Here is an 18658-nt window from a genome sequence, read left to right as displayed (position 1 = left end):
AACTCCCATGGTTTCATTAATAATGAAATCATGGGAGTTTTTTTATAAACAGAAATATTATTTTACTTCAGGTTTGTTTTGAAACATTTCAATTTCAAAAATAAGCGTTGCATTGGGTGGAATTACTCCGCCAGCACCACTTTCACCATAAGCCAATTTTGAAGGGATTATAGCGATCATTTTCTCTCCTATAGTCAATAGGTCCATTGCCTCCATAAAACCAGGAATCATGCTGTCTTTTTTGCCTACTTCATAAGGAAAAGGTTGGTATCCATTTTGAGCCGCACGATTAGGATTGTGTTGACCATAAGCTTTGCTTAATTCTTCATAACTTGTGTCAAACAAAGTTCCATCCTCTAAATAACCAGCATAATGAAAATAGATTGTTGAACCTGCTGTAGGTTTTACTCCAGTTCCTTTATTGATGATTTTATAAGATAATCCAGTAGGTGTGGTAGTTGCGTTTGTTTTGACATCATTGATATATGCTTTCTTGGCAGCAATTACTGGTGCGTATTTTTCAAAATAAGCCCTTTTTTGCTCTTCTTGTGCTGCTATTTCTTTATTTCTGTTTTCTTCGTCAATTAAAGCTTGTTTCTTTTCGTCTTCTCCTTTGTTGTTGAAATAGTCAGAAAATACTTTTGCAGCATCAAATTTCTTAGCTTCAGCACCAATTTTACTAATTGTTATTTTGGTAATAATATCATTTTGTGTAATAGTATTTACAACGTCCATTCCTTGGGTTACATGGCCAAAAATAGTGTGTTTTTGATTCAACCAAGGTGTTTCTTTATGGGTGATAAAAAATTGGCTTCCATTAGTTTTAGGCCCAGAATTAGCCATTGCCAATATTCCTCCTTTATCAAATGTTAAGTCAGGAACAAATTCATCTTTGAAAGCAAATCCAGGATCTCCAGCACCTGTTCCTTGTGGGTCTCCAGTTTGAATCATGAAGTCATTGATAACTCTGTGGAATTTTAATCCGTTAAAAAACGGTTTTCCTTTCAGTTTTTCATCCTTAACAAATGTGTTTGTTCCTTCGGCCAAAGAAATAAAATTGGCTACAGTAACGGGTGTTTTTTTGTATTCTAATTCAAGGACAATATTTCCTTTAGGGGTATTTATTGTTGCAAAAACCCCGTCTGTTACTACTGGTTTTTTAGCAACTGGTTTTGCTGTGGTAGTTTTTTTTGTGCTTACTACTGTTTTTTTTGTTGTTTGTGCTTGGAGGTTTAATATTCCCAAGAAAACTAGGCATAAAAATTTTAATTTCATTGTAATAGTTTTAAAGTCTTTTGTGTGTTATGGTTGGGTTTCTAATAATTCAATTTCAAAAATGATATTGGCATTTGGTGGAATTACATCTCCAGCTCCTCCAGCTCCATAAGCTAAGTGAGACGGAATAAATAAAACGGCTTTGTCTCCAAATGATAATTTCTCAAGCCCTTCAATGAAACCAGGAATCATGCCATCTTTTCTTCCCGCTTGAAAAGGTATAGGTAGATATTGCTTAGCTTCGGCTCTTGCTGGATCAAATTTTCCAAAAGTTTGTGCTACGTTTTCAATACTGGTATCAAAAAGCTTACCATCTTCAAGAAAACCTGCATAATGAATGTAGACATCAGTTCCTTTGGATGGTTTTTTACCTCCAGATTTTTTTGTAATTACATATTTTAACCCTGTTGAAGTTTTAGTGGCTTTTGATTTTAAAGCATTGAAATAGTTAGTTTTATCTAATCTAACTTCTTTGAATTTTGCATCATAAGCAGAAATTTTAGCTAGTTTTTGCTTTTGATTTTCGGCTTCGATAGAGAAATAGTCGTAAAAAGTTTTTTCAGCGTTAAATTTTTTAGCAGCTTCCCCTTTACGGATAATTGTGATCTTATTAATATAATCATTCTGTTCGATTTTGTTTACTGCATCCATTCCTTTATCAACAACATGACCAAAAATAGTGTGTTTTCCGTCTAACCATGGAGTAGGAAGGTGAGTAATGAAAAATTGGCTACTGTTTGTAGCTGGACCATTATTAGCCATGGCTAAAACTCCAGCGTCAGCAAATTTCAAATCTGTGATTTCGTCTTTAAATTTGTAACCTGCATCGCCTGAACCTGTTCCTAATGGGTCTCCCGTTTGAATCATAAAATCTTTGATGACACGGTGGAATTTTAAGCCATCGTAAAAGGGTCTGTCTTTAAGGTGATCATTGGTGACAAATTTGTTTTTACCTTCGGCTAATGTTACAAAGTTAGCAACAGTGATTGGAGCTTTGGTATAGTTTAGTTCGACTATGATTTCTCCTTTGTTAGTTTCAATTTTGGCATATAAACCATCAGGTAAATTACTGTACTCTTCTTTGCAAGAAATACAAGTAGCTATTATAAGCAGCAAAAATAAAATGTTTCTTTTCATTGTTTTTGGTTGTTTTACAGACTGTCTTTTGGGTTTTTAGTAATTTTTATTCCTGTTTTTTCAGATGAATTAGAACTGTCATTAAGTGCGTTTTTGACAGCTAGTTCATTAGCAATCTTTCTGGCTTCTGTTTCTTTTTTGTACACTTCTTCAGGTTTGAAATCTCTAAGATTAACAGTGATTAATAAAGGAGTATTTGTACCAATCTTTTTTGTGTCTCCACGGTACCCGAAGGTTTTATGGGAAGGAAATAAGAAATTTACTTTTTCACCTCGATGCATTAATTTGATTCCATCTCTCAATCCAATTAGGATATCTTGTTTGTCAACATAATAGGTTTGAGGTCTTAATTCTAATTCCGAATAGATGATTTTGCCGTTTAAATCTTTGATTTCATAAGTAAAAAATACAACATCTCCTTTTTTAGGAGTGATGGTATCAAGAGTATTTATGGTTTTATAATTGTACCAATAACCTTTATCGGAGGCAATGTATTTAGTTTTGGTATCTTTTTTTATGATAGCTTTAATTTGTTCCTCTTCGCCTGCTACCAACTTTTTATTTCTATCAATGGATTTTTTCATAAAAGTCCCTGAAGAATGAGAAATAGGTCGTCGCACTTCTTGATTGTGTTTACAACTCATCAATAGTAATAAAAAAACAACTCCTAATACTATCTTAATTTTCATGTGGTATCTTATTTAATTGGCTAACAATTGATTCAAATTTCTTGATGGTTTCTTGCATAGAAACGTCTGATTTTCCTCCAGCTGCGTTCCGATGTCCTCCTCCGTTGAAATGGTCTCTCGCGAACTGATTTACATCAAAACCTCCTTGAGAACGGAATGAAATCTTAATTATTTTCTCTTCCTTATTTTCGATGAAAATAGCGGTCAAATGAATTCCTTTGATGCTCAAACCATAATTTACAATACCTTCTGTATCTCCTTTGATGTAATTGAAAGTATCTAATTCTTCTTGTGTTAAAGTAGTATAAGAAGCTTTATGTACTTCTAGAATTTTCATGTTTTGCAACGCTCTGCCCAGTAATTGCAAACGGCTGTAAGAACTATTATCAAAAAGTAAATTTGGAATTTGAGTGTTTGGTACACCTAAGTCGATTAATTCAGCTACGATTCTATGCGTATTTCCAGTTGTTCCTGGGAATTTAAAGGAACCTGAATCGGTTAGGATTCCTGTGTAAATGCAGGTTCCAATCTCAATATTAATGGCTTCTTTTTTATCTAATAATGTAATAAAATTAAAAATCATCTCACAAGTTGATCCAATTGAGGTGTCAGAATACACATAAGCGGCATAATCATCTGGTTTTTGATGATGATCAATCATGATAAAAGTCTTTGTTAAACTAGCTAAAACTTTCTCCATCTCATCACCTACACGGTGTAAAGCATTGAAATCTAATGTAAAAATTAAGTCGGCATCGTTTAGAATTCGAGTACAATTTTGTTTGTCTTTTTCGAAAATTTTAACGGTTTCAGAACCTGGTAACCAAGCTAGAAAATCAGGAAAATCATTTGGGGCAATAACAATAGGCTCGTGATTGAATTTCAATAAAAAATGGTATAAGGCTAGGGTAGAACCCATAGCGTCTCCATCAGGTCCACGGTGTGGGATGATTGCAATTTTTTTTGGAGTCGCTAATAATAGCTGTATGGCTTGAATGTCTTGTATTTTCATAGTGTGCGAATTTACATTTTTTTAATGTAAAATAGGAATGGTTTATAAAATTAACATCATTTTAAAAATTATAAAATTTTGAAATTTTTTCTCTTAAAACGTTCATACAATTGGTATTTAGTGCCTTTTGAGTTTTGAGCACTATAAATTCCAACAGAGCCTGATACTAAATAAGCAATACCACAAGCAAGAGCAATGTAAAGTCCACTTTCAAGTCCAAAAAGTTCTATTCCCATTGCAGTACAGGCAATTGGAGTATGGGTTGCACCTGAAAAAACAGCTACAAATCCCATTCCTGCTAACAAAGCAATTGGAAGCGGAATCACTAATGACAAAGCACTTCCTAAAGTAGCACCCACAAAGAATAACGGAGTAACTTCACCACCCTTAAAGCCACAACCTAAAGTAAAGCCTGTGAATAGTATTTTTAATAAGAAATCAAAATTTTCACTTGGGTGAGTAAATGCGTCCACGATCACGGGAACTCCCAATCCAACGAATTTTTGAATGTCCAAAAAGGCTATAGCTATTGCTAATATAGTTCCTCCAATAAGAGGGCGAAACGGTGGATATGAAACGTATTTTGAAAATATTCGTCCCCAAAAATGCGTAGTTCTAGAGAATGTCATGGCGGCTAATCCAAAAAGAATACTAGCTAATAAACACCATAATAAAATGATTCCGTTCCAAGCAGGAGTTTCTGGAATATTATAATGGGTATGATGGACCGCCCAAAGCTCCACTGTATAATGCGCTATAAATGCTACGATAAACGAAAGGACAACGGTTTTTAAATTAATTTTGCTACAATACAATACTTCAATAGCAAAAATAGCTCCTGCTAAAGGTGTTCCAAAAATAGATGCAAAACCCGCACTGATTCCCATGACGATCAACGTTCTTCGCTCTTGATTCTCTAAGTTGAAAATTACTTTAAATTGATCGGCAATCGCACCGCCCATTTGTACGGCTGTTCCCTCACGACCCGCAGAACCTCCAAAAAGGTGCGTGATTAAAGTTCCAAAGAGCACAAAAGGAGCCATTTTGAATGGAATCAATTTTGTGGGTTTATCGTATTCTTCGAGTAATAAATTATTCCCTTTGACTACAGAAGCTCCATAATAATGATACCCTAGTCCAATTACTAAACCACCCAAAGGCAATAACCAAATAATCCAAGAATTATGGATTCTAATTTGGGTAACCCATTCTAAGGTAACCAAGAAAAATGCGGAGGTCGAACCAGAAAAAAAGCCTATCAAAACACAAATGAAAATCCATTTGAACATGATAGGCAGTGTATTATTGACTTTTTCTAACATTAATTTGTTTTAAAGTACGAATGAAAGTCTAAAGATTAGTTTATTCAGTAAGAACAGCTGTTAATTCAATTTCAACCAAATATTCAGGAGCAACCAATTGGTTGATTCCGTAAAAACCAGTAGTTGGTTTGATATCTTTGAAAAATGTAGCGTGAGCTGTTGCAACCGCTTCAAAAGTACTTACATCAGTAGTAAAAATACGAGTACGAATAACATCTTTCATGCTAGCATTCAAATCTTCTAATACTTTTTCAACTCTTTCTAATATATTAAGTGTTTGCGCATGAGCATCGTCTGCTTTTACTTTATCGCCATCAATGATTGCTACAGTACCCGAAACTTCAATGATGTTTCCTATGCGTACCGCACGACAATATCCCATTTTATCTTCCCAAGGTGAACCAGTAAGTATGTTTTCTCTTTTCATTTTGTTTGTTTTGACTTGATTATTAGTCTGTTATGTTTTAAAATATACTTTGGTATATTTTTTGCAATTTATAAAAAAATGTCAAATAACAAACGGTCGATTTTGTTTTAAAAAAGGCATTTTTTTGGATACTCAGATTAATGAAATATTAGAAATAAAAAATAATAATTTAATCAGTAGCTAAACATACAGTGACTTATGTTTGCTGTGTGAGTAAAACACCTAAAATATAGATAAAGAGGATAAAGGAAGTCTATTTTTCAATGTGTTTAAATAAGATGTTTTAAGCAAGTAGGTTAATAAAGTAAAGTTAAAGTAAAGTCCAAAATACCATTTATATAACTGGAGTTTATATTTTTGAAAAAAAAAACAACAGATTGAGTCATTAATAATAAGATATGAAGCAGCTTCTTTTTTTTATTTTTATGTTGGGGATAACCACCACGGGTTATTCACAGTTTGAGTTAGGCAAAACCTTCAAGGTAATTCCTCCCAAAACAATATCGCCTACTGCAAAAAAACAGCCAGCGCCTATAAAAACCGATAATAAAGACCCTTTTGCTATTATTCCAAAAGTAGATCCCAAAAATGTAAAACCCATTACTGAAGACGCTACATACTCTAACGGAATTGAACCAGAGCCTTTTTCGATGGTGGTAAAAAAACCAGATTTTAACGATCCTGGTCAAGTTTTAAAAGATAAATTAAGTAAGAGTTTAGATCGCTCCCTAGTTAATCAAGGCTTGAAGGAAGATTCGAGATTACTAGTAAAAATAGATGTCAATTTTGGAGATATCCGAACGAAATCTAAGTTCTTCATTATCAAATGCCGTGATTTTGGACAAATTGATGGCGATTTAATTAAAGCAACACTCAATAATCAAGACGTTGAAAGTCGTTTACTACTTCAAAACGAATACAAAACGTTTAAAATCACCTTCAAGGAAGGAATTAATATTTTCGAACTAGAAGCCTTAAACCGTGGTGCTCTAGGAGGAAACACCGCTGAATTCCAAATTTACGATGACACAGGTAAATTAGTGCGCTCCGACTTTTGGGAAAACTGGGATACTGGGGTGAAAGGGAAGTTTATCATCGTGAAGGAGTAAGTTTTTTGTTTCGCAGAGATTAGTAGGGAAAACACAGAGACTCGTAAAGTTTTTAAAACATAGGACTAATAGAAACTCATATAAGTGCTGTCGCGTAAACAAACTCAGCTAAGTTGTGTAGCGAAGCGCGGCAATCACGTTCGCTACATCACTGCCCAATTTTCCATCATTTGATGGTGTTTGCGTGATGGCTTTCCCGAAAAATCAGGACGGGCTTTGCCTTGCAATGAGACGAAAATCACAAGTACTATTGCATAAACCAAATCCACCAACTTTGTCATTCTGAAAGAATCTCAAATTATAACTACTATCTATCGAGTAAGTTCTACTATTTTTTTTCTAATTATTGGGTCCCAAATGGTGTAGCCTAATGCGTTCAGGTGCATGCCGTCTTCAATGAAAATGTCTGTTTTTAACTTATCATCTTGATTTAACATGGGTGAGGCAAGGTCAATGAAATCTACATTTTTTTCATTTATACTAAATTTTAAAAGTTGTTTATTGGCAGCCATTTTATTCTTGCGAATATCTTTTCCTATAAAATCATCAATCATTACTGGTTTCATTGAAAGTAGGAGTACAGTTGTTTTCGGGAAATCATTTTTAATTTTATGAACTAATGCTATAAAAACGTCTACCGACTCTTTTGGTGATTTACCGTTTTCAATATCAATGTCACAATAAATAGCGATAATTGATGGAGCATATTTTTTAACAAGTAGGTCATAGTTTTCAATTATTTCTAGCATATTCATGCCTCCAATTCCTCGGTTTATGATGGGGAATTCAGGAAATGAAAGGGACGTTTTCCAGCCTGCAATACTGGAGCTACCTATAAATAAAACTGATTTTTCGGGAAATGAATTTCTATCATCAAAGTTCTGAAAACTTTCAACTGCTTTATTTATTCTAATCTTTCGGATAGTGTCTATTTGTTCCTTGTTCTGTTTAAATTTCAGTTGGTTTTGATGGTATAAAGAGATTGCTTTAGCGTAATTCTCAGGATGCAAATTGTAGTCAAGTTTTTGATTGTGCCAATAAGTTCTTGATTCCTTTACAAAAATGGCTCGGGATTCTTTATTAACGATGGTGTTTTCAATAGAATTCGTTAGGAAAGCAATGTATTTTTTGTCGTTGTCAACTTTAGTGTTTTCTTGCGCGAAGGTCGAAAAGGTTGAAGATAATAACAGTAGTGCGGTTAGTCTAATCATTTTGTTGTTGTAATTATTCAGTATTGTCATTGTTGGTGTAGCTTTGGTTGTTTTTGAATAAAACTCTTATTCATCGACAAGTTTATGCAACTTTTTTCATTTGACCAAATCGTTTCAATTCATTTTTAGGCTTTGAATTATCCCAAATAAAATTCCAAATCCAAATATTTCCAAAGTCCCGCGTGAGTGATAGCCCCGAAGTATCAAGAGGAAAGTCCGCAAACAAGTGGAGCGATAGCGGAACTTGTTGAGGACTTGAAGCGTCCCGAAGCGCGGGAGTCCGACCCGTTTTTTTGCGGGTCACGCCCAAAATAGAATACTGGAATTAATTTGGAATTCGTAATTTTAGGTTACTTTCAGTTAAAATTCGCTAACTTAAAGGTAATATACAGATAGAAAAATGCTGTTTATAGTTGTTACTTTGTGATATAGGGTTGTTGACCTATAAATAATTTATTTCTAGCTCAGCAATATCGTTTAATACAAAATTAAAATAAATGAAAATTAAATTTGCTTTAGGGGGATTAATAGTCTTGCTCGCTACGGGATGTGGTGCGCAGGTAAAACCAACTTCAAAACCCAATATTTTGGTCATCTTATGTGACGATTTAGGTTATGCTGACGTTGGTTTTAATGGTTCTCCAGATATCATTACGCCCGAGTTGGATAAATTGGCCAAGGAAGGAACTATTATGACATCGGCTTATGTAGCGCACACTTTTTGTGGGCCAAGTAGAGCGGCTTTGCTTACTGGACGTTATCCATCGGAAATTGGTGCACCCTACAACTTGCGTGACGATGGTAGAGCAACTACAAGCGGAGTGCCTGTAGAGGAAACATACATGAGTAATATGATGCACGATGCAGGTTATTATACCTCATGCATCGGGAAATGGCATCTTGGCGACAATACTGAATTTCAACCGAACAACCGTGGATTTGACGATTTTTATGGTTTCTTGGGAGGTGGACATAAATATTTTCCGAACCTTTTTCAACCCTATTACGAAAAACAAAAGAAAGCGGGAGCATATCCTATCAATGTATACTTCACGCCTTTATTGCATAACACAAAAGAAGTCGTTGAAACAGAATACATCACAGATGCTTTTTCTAGAGAAGCAATTCGTGTGATTAAGGAGTCGAATAAGAAGAAAAAACCGTTTTTCATGTACCTAGCCTACAATGCGCCTCACGTGCCTTTGGAAGCGAAAGCTGAAGACATGAAGGTTTTTGCAAATATCAAAGATAAAGACCGTCAAACTTACGCGGCTATGGTGTATGCTGTAGATAGAGGAGTGGGTGAGATTGTAAAAAGCTTGAAAGAAACCAACCAATACGAAAATACATTAATCGTATTTTTGAGTGATAATGGTGGTAATTTTGACCACGGTGCCAACAATTACCCATTAAAAGGAACCAAAGGAGATACTTTTGAAGGTGGTTTCCGTGTACCAATGTTCTGGCATTGGCCAAACAAAGTCGCTGCTGGTGTTCGTTTTGATCACCCCGTTTCGGCTTTGGATTTATACCCAACTTTTGCGCATCTTGCCAATACCAATTTGCCTAAAGGGAAGAAAGTAAGCGGAAAAAATATTTGGGCAGATTTGGCCGCCAATACAAGTCCGCACAAAGACGAAATGATTTTTGCATATCGTTACCGTGAAGGATATACTGATGTGGCGGCTAGAAAAGAAGATTGGAAATTGGTACGAATGGCCAACGAGCCTTGGCAGTTGTTTAATATCACTAAAGATATAGGCGAAAAGCATGATATGGCAGGTCAGTTTCCAGGCCGTGTACAAGAGATGATTACCGAGACTCAAAAATGGACAAAAACTCATATCAGACCTTTATGGTTCTATTCTCAAAAGGATGCGGAGTACTGGAAATCGGGTCAGTTACCCAATTTTGACGACACATTTGAAGTTGAAAAACTAAGAATGTCTCCTATAGAGTGGGAAGAGCAAAAAGCAAAATAAGGACAATTTGTTACTTTTATACAAGGGTATTCAAAGCGGTAAGCCGTTTCGAGTACCCTTTTTTTTTGTGATAAAGTTTTTTTGAGCATGCCGCAATCTTCCAGTGTCAAAGTATTTTCTCAATTTTTCATTCTGAAAGAATCTAAAGTTACGCAGTGACTCTCAAAGTTTTTTTAAACACAAAAGGCAAAAAAGCTTTTCGTTACCTTTAAAACGCAAAAGAGAAGTTGCACTTTGCAGTAAGTTTTTAAACCCTGCAAGAAATAGAAGAGCATATAAGTCCAATTGCGCAAACAAACTCGCCAAAGTCATTGCGACGAAGGAAGCAATCACGTAACTACAAGCACGCATAGTTTGCCGATAATTAGCTACCATAAAATGTGCTGTGTTGTTTTAATGAGATATTTTTTGTTGAGTATTGAACCGCATTGCAAATGCTATGTTTTCGTTTTTAAAGTAAATAGGTACTCGTTGCAAACGAGCACCAGGTTGAGTTTTCCACCAACTATTAAATTTCCACAAGTTTAACCGTTTTTCTTCAAACATCAAAACATCCACTAAAGTATTTTCCGTCTTTTTAATAAAGGCTAAAATCCAACTAATTCCATGGTCCCGCGTGAGGGATAGAAGAGGAAAGCCCGCAAACAAGTGGAGCGATAGCGGAACTTGTTGAGGACTTGTAACGCATAGCCCGGCCCGAAGTTTTTACGGAGGGACTCGCCCAAAACAAGAAATTTAGGAGTTTTACGGTGCTTAAAAGCTACAACCAAATCTCAGAACCAAGGAAATACTAAGACAAAAAAAAAACCGCTTATCCCTAAGGAAATAGCGGTTTCTTTAAATATAAAAAAATGGTTGGTTAATAGCGCATTTGTTCTACAATGATAGGGATAATTATTGTTCCAACAAAATTATTCCCAATAAAACAGTAAATTAATATTAATTTTAGGTTAAATTAACTATTCAGCATTACTGGCATTACTAGCATAGTAACCGTTTCACCTTCTTCAAGACCATCAACCGGCGTTAAAATTCCTGCTCTGTTAGGCAAAGACATTTCAAGCATAATCATGTCTGATTGTAGGTTGGTCAACATCTCTGTCAAGAAACGAGAGTTGTATCCTATTTGCATATCGTCACCTTGATAGTCACAAGTCAATCTTTCTTCGGCTTTGTTAGAGTAATCAATATCCTCTGCAGATACGTTCAACTCTGCTCCAGCGATTTTCAAACGAATTTGGTGCGTAGTCTTGTTTGAGAAAATCGCAACACGACGTACAGAACTCAAAAATTGAGAACGGTCAATCATCAATTTGTTTGGATTTTCTTTTGGAATAACCGCTTCGTAGTTTGGATATTTTCCGTCAATCAAACGACACATTAAGATGTAGTTGTCAAAAGAGAAAGTAGCATTTGAATCGTTGTATTCTATTTTTACCTCTGCGTCAGATGCCGAAAGGATATTTTTTAAGATTGTCAAAGGTTTCTTTGGCATAATAAAATCGGCTACTTCAGATGCTTTTACATCTGTACGAGCATATTTTACTAATTTATGAGCGTCTGTTGCAACAAATATCAATCCTTCTGGAGAAAATTGGAAAAACACACCAGACATTACTGGACGTAAATCATCATTTCCAGCAGCAAAAATAGTTTTGCTTATGGCAGTCGCCAAAACATCTGCTGGCACTAGAGTCACTGAAGGTTCGTCTAGGTTGACTGATTTAGGGAACTCTTCACCTGGTGCATAAGCTAAAGCGTATTTCCCAGAGTTAGAACTAATTTCGATCGTACTGTTTTCTTCAACTGTAAATGTCAACGGTTGCTCAGGGAAAGTTTTAAGGATTTCCAAAAGTAATTTTGCTGGTACAGCAACACTTCCTTTACTGGTAGAATCAATAGCTAAAGTAGCGGACATGGTTGTTTCTAAATCCGAAGCAGAAACGTTTAATTCATTGTTGTCTAATTCAAAAAGGAAGTTATCTAAAATTGGCAAGGTATTACTGCTGTTGATAACACTTCCTAAAACTTGTAATTGTTTTAATAAGTACGAACTCGATACTATAAATTTCATCTGTTATGTTTTATTTTTTTGGTAAGTATTTCATTATTCATTGTAAAAATGGAATACATTTTACAAATATATCGTAATCTAATTTAGTATTGAAAATTTTTTATTAACACTATTTACTGTATTTCTTTTTTCGAATGTAGGTAAACAGAAAACCAAAAATAGCTAGTATAACAAGGGGAAGTCCTATGGTTAGGAGTTGTGTTTGTGTGTAATTCTCAAATACTTTGTTTTTGTCCAATAAAGGCAAATCCAAATCTTTTGACCGAATGTTAATAAGTCCTGTGTCATCCAATAAATAATTGACACAATTGAGCATAAAATCCTTGTTGTCGTATAGATTTCCGGAACGTTGGTCAAAGCCCAATTCGACTGGAGAACCGTTTTTGTCCAATTGGTTTTTGATTAAATCGCCATCTGAAATAACGATCATTTTGTTGGGTTTTCCGATTGCATTAAAATCTTTTTGCTCGAAAGGCAAGACACGGTTTTGGAAAACAGATTTGAAATCGCCTTCTAGTAAAACGCCAAGCGGTATATTACCCGAATTAACGTAGTGATTTGGACTCGTTTCTTCGCTGACCATATTGAGGTTGACTTCGACAGGAGTTCCGATTTTTTTCGAATATTTAGACGATTCTAGTAAAACCGTTTTCTTGATTCCGTTTTTCAAAGTATCGATTGGATTGGCAAAATCAAATTTGATTCCCCCCAAGTTTTTTACAATCGGATGATGACTTTCTGGATACACCAAAGGAGCAAATTTCCAATTGAAATCTTGGTATTGGGTTGCGCTTCCTTGCTCGCCAGTTGCTAGTTTTATTGGGCTTCCTTGCTCGTCTTTTACAATATCGGGATTAATGCGGAAGCCATATTTAAAGAACATATCATTCAATCCCAAATCTTTTGGATAGGCCAGCGTAGCGCCAGCAGGATTGTACAAACTGTCCATTTCGGCAGTTACTTGGTCTATTAACCACAGACTTTTTCCGCCGTTGATGATGAATTGGTCTAGAACCTGTTTTTCAGCATCAGAAAAAGTTTCGGTAGGTTTGGCAATGATTGCCAAATCGTATTTTTTGAGTGCTTCTAAAGTATTGGTAGGGTTTTGGGAAACCGAATCCAAGGTAAACGGGCCTATGTGGTAGCTTTCTCTTATTTGCAAAAGAAATTTAGCCATCATAATATCTTTCAATTCACCGTTTCCTTTGATTACAGCAATTTTCTTTTGTTTATCGACCGTAACTTTATTCAATGCATCTGCAATCGAATATTCTAAATGTTGCACAGAACCAATCACTTTTTCAGTGGTAGAGGCTCCCATGATGTTTTTTAGCAACGGTATGTTGACTTCTTTGTTTTTGTAATAAGCAATTGCCCAAGGAAAAACCATGGCTTGGGATTGTTTTCCTTTGTCGTCAACCGTTATGTTTACAGGTGTGAGTCCTTTGGTGTAAAGCGCTTTGATGTTGTCCATGCTCGAATCTTCATTCTCCAACGGATTGATAAAATCAAAGCTGATGTTTTTGTTGTATGCTTGGAATTCTTCCAGTAATTGTTTGGTTTCTTGCTGTAAACGCTTGAATTCTGCTGGCAGATCTCCTTGCATATATACTTTGATATATAAAGGCTCGTTGACTTGGTTAACAATTTTAAGCGAAGTTTCAGAAAGTGTGTAGCGACTGTCCTTGGTTAAATCAAATCGGTGGAAAAAGAAACTCCCCACGGCATTCAAAACCAACAATAATGCGATGGTAATCAATACTGATTTGCTATTTTTATTTAGAGAATTCCCCATTACAATTGAACGGATTTAAGTTTATAAACGGTAAATGATAAAAAGGCAGTGGTGATACTAGCAAAATAAATAATATCTCGCGTATCTAGAACTCCTCGACTCATGCTTTTAAAATGTTCTTGCATTCCGATAGCGCTAATAAAGTTCGAGAAAGACGGAATTAGACTTGCAATACCATCAAAACCAAAATAGAAAAAGAAGGATACAAATACAGCAATCAAAAATGCCACAATTTGATTATCGGACAAGGAAGAAGTAAAGATTCCGATTGCTGAATAACTGGCAATAAGAAACAGTAGTCCAAAGTAAGAACCTAGCGTGCTGCCCATGTCGATGTTTCCTTCAGGTGCTCCCAAATTCGAAATAGCAAACACATAAATAAAAGTGGGAATAATAGCAATTAGAATTAAAAGAAAAGCCCCTAAGAATTTTCCATTCACGATTTCCCAAATTGATAAGGGTTTGGTCAATAATAATTCTAATGTTCCTTGTTTTTTTTCGTCAGAGAAACTTCTCATGGTTACTGCAGGGATTAGAAAAAGTAATATCCAAGGTGATAAAGTAAAAAACGGACTCATATCTGCGAATCCTGAACTGAGAATGTTATAATCACCTTCGAAAACCCAAAGGAACAATCCGTTGAGAATAAGAAAAAGTGCAATGACCAAATATCCTATTGGCGAACCAAAAAAGGATTTTAGTTCTCGTAATGCAATTGATTTCATTTATGTTGTATTTGTTTTTATTCGGTTTTTATTTAAATTCAATGGTGATAACATCTCTGTAATTGAGTCCCAATAAACTCTTGGCAGAACCAACAGAGTAGGGGTTTCCTCGAAAAATCGCTATTTCGAGATAACCAGCTTCGTTGAAAATCGCTAATTTTTCTCCTTCATAGTTTTTTATCGAATATTTCTCAGAATTAGCAATATCAGAGAAACGAGGTAAGATGGTTTTGATGTTTTTTGTTTTCATCACAATTTCATACGGACGTCCTTTAGCAACTTCGATAAATTGCTTTTTGCTAATATTTGTAACCACATTGCCAAAGTGATCAATATAGATAACATGACCTCGTAGTAAATTATTGTCTGCAGATATAGTTGCTTGCAAATCTGTAACTTCTTTGATAGCTGTTATCTCTTTTCCAACCACACTCAGTGATCCACCACGAGCAATATGACAAGCGACTTTTACAAAAACATCCATATCGGTGGCGTCATTTGGCAAACGGTCGTGGATATTGATTGCTACAATTTTTTGCGGAACAATTTTTTGCGAAAGCAAACTTAAAATTCCGTTGTCGGCAGCAATAAAATAAGAATCGTTCCATTGCATCGCTATATGTTGGTTCTCTTTATTTAGTTCCAAATCGACTCCGATGATGTGCACTGTCCCTTTTGGAAAGCTCGAATAAGCTGCGCCTATAACGTAACTTGCTTCAAATGTGTTGAATGGGTCAATGTCGTGCGAAAGGTCAATAATAGTGACTTCTGGAAATTCAGATAATAGTTTCCCTTTCAACGCACCGACAAAGTGATCTTTCAAGCCATAATCGGTAGTAAGGGTAATTATTGACATAATTTTGTTTATAACTATTAGTGGATTTTAAAACTAATTTTTATTAAATTTGAGAAGTGCAAAGCTAATAATAGTAATCTCAAAAACGCAAGAAAACAAAAAACAAATTCCACTTAATTAGGAAATAGATTAAGATTTATTTCCTAGAGTATTAGAAAATTAGTTGTCTTAATGTTAATTTAAAACGGAACAATTTGAACGAAAGAATCATCGAGCTCATAGACATCGCACCAAAAGAGTTTTGGGGCGCTCAAGACACTCATCTTGAAATGATCAAAAAGTACTACCCGAAACTAAAAATTGTGGCGAGAGGCACAACGTTGAAGGCTTTTGGAGAAAAAGATATTTTAGACGAATTTGAAAAACGTTTCCAACGACTTCTATTGCATTTTTCAAGGTACAATAATATTGATGATAATGTAATTGAGCGCGTTATTCTAGGAAACGGTGAAGAAGATAAACGAACTACGATCAATGACAAAATATTGGTGCATGGCGTAGGTGGCAAAATGATCAAAGCATTGACGCCCAATCAACAATTATTGGTAGATACCATTAATAAAAACGATATGGTCTTTGCCGTTGGGCCTGCCGGAACGGGTAAAACCTATACAGGAGTTGCTATGGCTGTCAAAGCTTTAAAAGAAAAACAAGTAAAACGTATTATTTTGACACGTCCAGCTGTAGAAGCAGGTGAGAATTTAGGATTTCTTCCAGGTGACATGAAAGATAAGCTAGACCCTTATATGCAACCGCTTTATGATGCTTTGCGTGATATGATTCCTAATGAAAAATTAGAAGATTATATTGCAAAGGGAATTATCCAAATTGCACCCTTAGCCTTTATGCGTGGTCGAACATTAGATAGCGCTTTTGTAATTTTGGATGAAGCACAAAATACGACTCATTCTCAAATGAAAATGTTTTTGACTCGAATGGGGAAAAGTGCTAAATTCATGATTACAGGAGATCCTGGACAAGTAGATTTACCAAGAAGAACTATTTCAGGTTTGAAAGAAGCGCTTTTGGTTTTAAAAGATATTGAAGGTATTGGAATTATTTATCTTGATGATCGAGATATTGTGAGACATAAATTAGTCAAAAAGGTGATCGATGCTTATAAATATACCGAAAACACAGATTAAATAATCAAATTACAAATAGGAATATTATCTTTGAAACGACCTCCATTGAGGTCGTTTTTATTGAATGCATTTATAATATAAAGAATTAAAGGTTGAAAACAGTATTGATAACAGGAGCATGTGGAGGAATTGGTAAAGCAACGGCTTTATATTTTGCTGAACAAGGATGGTCTATAATTGCTACAATGCTATGCTTGGAACAAGGAAAAGAATTTGATAACATTGCCAATATTAAATGTTTTGTCTTAGATGTTTCTTCTACTGAAAGTATAGAGAAATGCAAAAATGAAATTCTATTACAGTATTCAAAAATTGACCTAGTTATAAATAATGCAGGAGTAGGATATAGAAGTTTTGTAGAATTAGCAGAGGATAAGGAGATTGAACGAATCGTAGAAATCAATTGGTTGGGTGTTGTCAAAGTTTGCCGTGCTTTTATTCCTGTTTTTAGAAAACAAAATAAAGGGCAATTCATAAATATAACTTCTATTGCGGGATTAGTAAATTTACCATTAGGAAGTTTTTATCATTCTACAAAACATGCCGTAGAGAGTTTTTCAGAATGTATGGCTTATGAGTTGATAGATTTTAAAATTAGTGTTGCAACTGTTCAGTTTGGGAATACACCATCAAATTTTCAAAAAAATGTAGTCAAATCTAATACATCTTCCATTCCGTCTTACGAACATTTAATGAATAAAATTGGTGTAGTTTTAGCTAAAAAGACGATAAAAAATTCAGATTTAAAAAATTCTATAATTCAGGAATTGTACCAAATTGCAGAGAATCCACCTAAAAATTTCAAAAGATATACGATTGGATTTGATGCTAATTTTCTTAATATCATTCGAAAAAGATTAGGCTATCAAATATTTGCACGATTGATACGTCGTTCTATTTTTAAATAAAATAGAATTAGTTTTCAAGTCAAAGTAGAATAGAATTAATTTGCAACAAACAACAAAGGATGAGCGCATTGAATACTATTAAAGTGATTATTACAGATCTAGACGGAACCTTGCTAAATCCTTCACATGCAATATCTGAATATTCTAAAACTATCTTTAGAGCACTTCACGAAAAGAATTATTTAATTATTGTTGCAACAGGCAGACATCACCTTGATGCAATGCCACTTGTAGAACCTTTAGGTTTTCCAGTGTATTTAGTTACTTCAAACGGAGCTAGAATTCATTCGCCTGCAAAAGAATTACTTTATTCATTCGATATACCAAGTGCTACCGTTAAATCTGTTCTGGATATTGGAATTTCTGATGAATTTACAATTGTGTTATACAAAGAGTCGGTATGGCTGACTAATAAATATAATGAAAAAATAAATGATTTTCAGCCTACCTTGAATTATATGCCTGAAGTCGTTAATTATAAAAACGTTGCCGATTTAAGTACTATTAAAATGTTTATCACTCATGAAAAACATTCAAAATTAGTAGAATTACAAGATCGGATTTTAGAAAAACATTCCAAGCTTTTGTCGCATGCTTTTAGTTTGCCGTGGTGTTTGGAATTTATGGATATCACAGTGGATAAAAGTGTAGCAATTGCCAAAATTTTAGAAATAGAAAAGTATCGCTTTGATCAAGCCATTTCTTTTGGTGATGGCTATAATGATGAAAAGATGTTAATAGCTACTAATAAAGGATTCATAATGGGAAATGCACCGGAGAGTTTAAAAAATAAATTATCGAAATTGCAAGTTATACCAGCTAATTCAGAAGATGGTGTGGCACATTTTTTAGCTGATACTATTTTGAATAACAATATTTAGAATTATTTTCCCCAATCATAAGAACAGTTGCAAATAACAATCAAGGATTTCTTGTGTTTCTTTCTAAAATAGTCTTAAATTTGTGCCTTCAAAAAACAACACAACATTTT

16 protein-coding genes are annotated in these 18658 nt (G+C 34.7%); 5 read left to right on the top strand and 11 right to left on the bottom strand.

What is annotated here, in order from left to right; translation table 11 throughout:
• Positions 1 to 57: 57 nt before the first annotated feature.
• The 6 genes from ABZP37_RS15430 to ABZP37_RS15405 form a co-directional block, all read right to left on the bottom strand.
• Positions 58 to 1275, bottom strand: coding sequence for a peptidylprolyl isomerase (locus ABZP37_RS15430; RefSeq protein WP_366183987.1), 1218 nt, complete (start codon positions 1273 to 1275; stop codon positions 58 to 60).
• Between the two features lie 27 nt (positions 1276 to 1302).
• On the bottom strand, positions 1303 to 2412 hold the full coding sequence (locus ABZP37_RS15425) for a peptidylprolyl isomerase (protein WP_366183986.1): 1110 nt from the start codon (positions 2410 to 2412) through the stop codon (positions 1303 to 1305).
• A 14-nt stretch (positions 2413 to 2426) separates the two neighbouring features.
• The gene (gene gldI, locus ABZP37_RS15420) at positions 2427 to 3101 is read right to left on the bottom strand and encodes a gliding motility-associated peptidyl-prolyl isomerase GldI (RefSeq protein ID WP_366183985.1); all 675 of its coding nucleotides are present in this window, start codon (positions 3099 to 3101) and stop codon (positions 2427 to 2429) included.
• Positions 3091 to 4113, bottom strand: coding sequence for a bifunctional oligoribonuclease/PAP phosphatase NrnA (locus ABZP37_RS15415; protein ID WP_366183984.1), 1023 nt, complete (start codon positions 4111 to 4113; stop codon positions 3091 to 3093). Before ABZP37_RS15415 ends, gldI begins: the two co-directional genes overlap by 11 nt.
• Before the next feature lie 68 nt (positions 4114 to 4181).
• On the bottom strand, positions 4182 to 5435 hold the full coding sequence (locus ABZP37_RS15410) for a voltage-gated chloride channel family protein (protein ID WP_366183983.1): 1254 nt from the start codon (positions 5433 to 5435) through the stop codon (positions 4182 to 4184).
• Between the two features lie 40 nt (positions 5436 to 5475).
• Entirely contained in the window at positions 5476 to 5862 is a 387-nt protein-coding gene (locus ABZP37_RS15405; RefSeq protein ID WP_366183982.1) for a RidA family protein, read from the bottom strand.
• A 398-nt stretch (positions 5863 to 6260) separates the two neighbouring features.
• On the opposite strand from ABZP37_RS15405, the gene ABZP37_RS15400 reads away from it, so the two are divergent.
• A complete protein-coding gene (locus ABZP37_RS15400) occupies positions 6261 to 6971 on the top strand; it encodes a hypothetical protein (protein WP_366183981.1) in 711 nt (236 codons plus the stop codon).
• Between the two features lie 311 nt (positions 6972 to 7282).
• Here ABZP37_RS15400 and ABZP37_RS15395 read toward each other — a convergent pair whose 3' ends face one another.
• Complete coding sequence (locus ABZP37_RS15395; RefSeq protein ID WP_366183980.1) at positions 7283 to 8212, bottom strand: GDSL-type esterase/lipase family protein; 930 nt, start codon at positions 8210 to 8212, stop codon at positions 7283 to 7285.
• Between the two features lie 467 nt (positions 8213 to 8679).
• Here ABZP37_RS15395 and ABZP37_RS15390 point away from each other — a divergent pair, with 467 nt between their 5' ends.
• Entirely contained in the window at positions 8680 to 10164 is a 1485-nt protein-coding gene (locus ABZP37_RS15390; RefSeq protein WP_366183979.1) for a sulfatase-like hydrolase/transferase, read from the top strand.
• 955 nt (positions 10165 to 11119) lie between these two features.
• On the opposite strand, the gene dnaN is transcribed toward ABZP37_RS15390, so the two are convergent.
• The 4 genes from dnaN to ABZP37_RS15370 form a co-directional block, all read right to left on the bottom strand.
• Entirely contained in the window at positions 11120 to 12238 is a 1119-nt protein-coding gene (gene dnaN, locus ABZP37_RS15385) for a DNA polymerase III subunit beta (protein ID WP_366183978.1), read from the bottom strand.
• 109 nt (positions 12239 to 12347) lie between these two features.
• On the bottom strand, positions 12348 to 14033 hold the full coding sequence (gene gldG, locus ABZP37_RS15380; RefSeq protein ID WP_366183977.1) for a gliding motility-associated ABC transporter substrate-binding protein GldG: 1686 nt from the start codon (positions 14031 to 14033) through the stop codon (positions 12348 to 12350).
• Positions 14033 to 14758, bottom strand: coding sequence for a gliding motility-associated ABC transporter permease subunit GldF (gldF, locus tag ABZP37_RS15375; RefSeq protein WP_366183976.1), 726 nt, complete (start codon positions 14756 to 14758; stop codon positions 14033 to 14035). Before gldF ends, gldG begins: the two co-directional genes overlap by 1 nt.
• Positions 14759 to 14786: 28 nt before the next feature.
• Positions 14787 to 15614 carry an SAM-dependent chlorinase/fluorinase gene (locus ABZP37_RS15370; protein WP_366183975.1) on the bottom strand — a complete coding sequence of 276 codons (828 nt, stop codon included), beginning with the start codon at positions 15612 to 15614 and terminating at the stop codon, positions 14787 to 14789.
• 194 nt (positions 15615 to 15808) lie between these two features.
• Between ABZP37_RS15370 and ABZP37_RS15365 the strand changes: the two genes are divergently transcribed.
• The 3 genes from ABZP37_RS15365 (at position 15809) to ABZP37_RS15355 (ending at position 18548) form a co-directional block, all read left to right on the top strand.
• Positions 15809 to 16759: a PhoH family protein gene (locus ABZP37_RS15365; RefSeq protein WP_366183974.1), complete on the top strand. Its 951-nt coding sequence runs from the start codon at positions 15809 to 15811 to the stop codon at positions 16757 to 16759.
• Between the two features lie 92 nt (positions 16760 to 16851).
• Positions 16852 to 17667, top strand: a complete 816-nt coding sequence (locus ABZP37_RS15360) for an SDR family NAD(P)-dependent oxidoreductase (RefSeq protein ID WP_366183973.1) — start codon at positions 16852 to 16854, stop codon at positions 17665 to 17667.
• Positions 17668 to 17726: 59 nt separating this feature from the next.
• The gene (locus ABZP37_RS15355) at positions 17727 to 18548 is read left to right on the top strand and encodes an HAD family hydrolase (RefSeq protein WP_366183972.1); all 822 of its coding nucleotides are present in this window, start codon (positions 17727 to 17729) and stop codon (positions 18546 to 18548) included.
• Positions 18549 to 18658: the final 110 nt, after the last annotated feature.

Source organism: Flavobacterium ovatum, assembly GCF_040703125.1.
GTDB classification, from domain to species: Bacteria; Bacteroidota; Bacteroidia; order Flavobacteriales; family Flavobacteriaceae; genus Flavobacterium; species Flavobacterium ovatum.
This window is presented reverse-complemented; position numbering and strand designations above follow the sequence as displayed.

Coding starts and splice junctions, on each gene's coding strand:
- gldI (WP_366183985.1), bottom strand. CDS start 3,101: ATGAAAATTAAGATAGTATTAGGAGTTGTTTTTTTATTACTATTGATG.
- ABZP37_RS15400 (WP_366183981.1), top strand. CDS start 6,261: ATGAAGCAGCTTCTTTTTTTTATTTTTATGTTGGGGATAACCACCACG.
- ABZP37_RS15425 (WP_366183986.1), bottom strand. CDS start 2,412: ATGAAAAGAAACATTTTATTTTTGCTGCTTATAATAGCTACTTGTATT.
- ABZP37_RS15410 (WP_366183983.1), bottom strand. CDS start 5,435: ATGTTAGAAAAAGTCAATAATACACTGCCTATCATGTTCAAATGGATT.
- gldG (WP_366183977.1), bottom strand. CDS start 14,033: ATGGGGAATTCTCTAAATAAAAATAGCAAATCAGTATTGATTACCATC.
- ABZP37_RS15405 (WP_366183982.1), bottom strand. CDS start 5,862: ATGAAAAGAGAAAACATACTTACTGGTTCACCTTGGGAAGATAAAATG.
- ABZP37_RS15415 (WP_366183984.1), bottom strand. CDS start 4,113: ATGAAAATACAAGACATTCAAGCCATACAGCTATTATTAGCGACTCCA.
- ABZP37_RS15355 (WP_366183972.1), top strand. CDS start 17,727: ATGAGCGCATTGAATACTATTAAAGTGATTATTACAGATCTAGACGGA.
- ABZP37_RS15395 (WP_366183980.1), bottom strand. CDS start 8,212: ATGACAATACTGAATAATTACAACAACAAAATGATTAGACTAACCGCA.
- ABZP37_RS15390 (WP_366183979.1), top strand. CDS start 8,680: ATGAAAATTAAATTTGCTTTAGGGGGATTAATAGTCTTGCTCGCTACG.
- dnaN (WP_366183978.1), bottom strand. CDS start 12,238: ATGAAATTTATAGTATCGAGTTCGTACTTATTAAAACAATTACAAGTT.
- ABZP37_RS15370 (WP_366183975.1), bottom strand. CDS start 15,614: ATGTCAATAATTACCCTTACTACCGATTATGGCTTGAAAGATCACTTT.
- ABZP37_RS15430 (WP_366183987.1), bottom strand. CDS start 1,275: ATGAAATTAAAATTTTTATGCCTAGTTTTCTTGGGAATATTAAACCTC.
- gldF (WP_366183976.1), bottom strand. CDS start 14,758: ATGAAATCAATTGCATTACGAGAACTAAAATCCTTTTTTGGTTCGCCA.